Source organism: Comamonas sp. JUb58 (assembly GCF_004364775.1).
Classification (GTDB): domain Bacteria; phylum Pseudomonadota; class Gammaproteobacteria; order Burkholderiales; family Burkholderiaceae_C; genus Comamonas.
In genome coordinates this window covers 1406-2910 of the sequence record NZ_SOAL01000049.1, presented here as the reverse complement: position 1 = coordinate 2910, position 1505 = coordinate 1406, and the positions used below count along the sequence as shown (strand labels likewise).

Sequence of the window (1505 nt, the reverse complement as noted above, 5' to 3'; positions counted from 1 at the left end):
CTAGAGATCTAGAGATAGATGTCAAAGTTATAGGGTCAAGTGACTAAGAGCATGTGGTGGATGCCTTGGCGATGATAGGCGACGAAAGACGTGATAGCCTGCGATAAGCTTCGGGGAGTTGGCAAATAAACTTTGATCCGGAGATTTCTGAATGGGGGAACCCACCTAGCAATAGGTATCACTGAGTGAATACATAGCTCAGTGAAGCGAACCTGGAGAACTGAAACATCTAAGTACCCAGAGGAAAAGACATCAACCGAGATTCCGATAGTAGTGGCGAGCGAATTCGGAAGAGCCTTGCAGTGATAGTCAGTGTGTTAACAAAACGGAATGGAAAGTCCGGCCATAGTGGGTGATAGCCCCGTATGTGAAAACGCATTGGTGGTACTAGGCTGCAGACAAGTAGGGCGGGGCACGAGAAACCCTGTCTGAATATGGGGGGACCATCCTCCAAGGCTAAATACTCATCATCGACCGATAGTGAACAAGTACCGTGAGGGAAAGGCGAAAAGAACCCCGGGAGGGGAGTGAAATAGATCCTGAAACCGCATGCTTACAAAAAGTCGGAGCCCTTAGGGGTGACGGCGTACCTTTTGTATAATGGGTCAGCGACTTACATTCAGTGGCAAGCTTAACCGAATAGGGAAGGCGTAGAGAAATCGAGTCCGAATAGGGCGACAAGTCGCTGGGTGTAGACCCGAAACCAAGTGATCTATCCATGGCCAGGATGAAGGTGCCGTAACAGGTACTGGAGGTCCGAACCCACTAGTGTTGCAAAACTAGGGGATGAGCTGTGGATAGGGGTGAAAGGCTAAACAAACTTGGAAATAGCTGGTTCTCTCCGAAAACTATTTAGGTAGTGCCTCAAGTATTACCTGCGGGGGTAGAGCACTGTTTAGGCTAGGGGGTCATGGCGACTTACCAAACCTATGCAAACTCCGAATACCGCAGAGTACAGCTTGGGAGACAGAGCACCGGGTGCTAACGTCCGGACTCAAGAGGGAAACAACCCAGACCGCCAGCTAAGGTCCCTAAAACGGGCTAAGTGGGAAACGAAGTGGGAAGGCTAAAACAGTCAGGATGTTGGCTTAGAAGCAGCCATCATTTAAAGAAAGCGTAATAGCTCACTGATCGAGTCGTCCTGCGCGGAAGATGTAACGGGGCTAAGCCAGTTACCGAAGCTGCGGATGCACAGTTTTACTGTGCGTGGTAGGAGAGCGTTCTGTAAGCCTGTGAAGGTGTCTGGTAACGGATGCTGGAGGTATCAGAAGTGCGAATGCTGACATGAGTAGCGTTAAAGCGGGTGAAAAGCCCGCTCGCCGTAAGCGCAAGGTTTTCTACGCAACGTTCATCGGCGTAGAGTAAGTCGGCCCCTAAGGTGAGGCAGAGATGCGTAACTGATGGGAAACGGGTCAATATTCCCGTACCGATGTGTAGTGCGATGTGGGGACGAAGAAGGTTAGCTCAGCCAACTGTTGGATATGTTGGTTCAAGCCTGTAGTCGT

1 rRNA gene (cut by a window edge) is annotated in these 1505 nt (G+C 50.3%); it reads left to right on the top strand.

What is annotated here, in order from left to right:
• The first annotated feature begins 33 nt into the window (after positions 1-33).
• Positions 34-1505: ribosomal RNA gene (locus EDF71_RS24765) — 23S ribosomal RNA — on the top strand (it continues 1402 nt past the right edge of the window).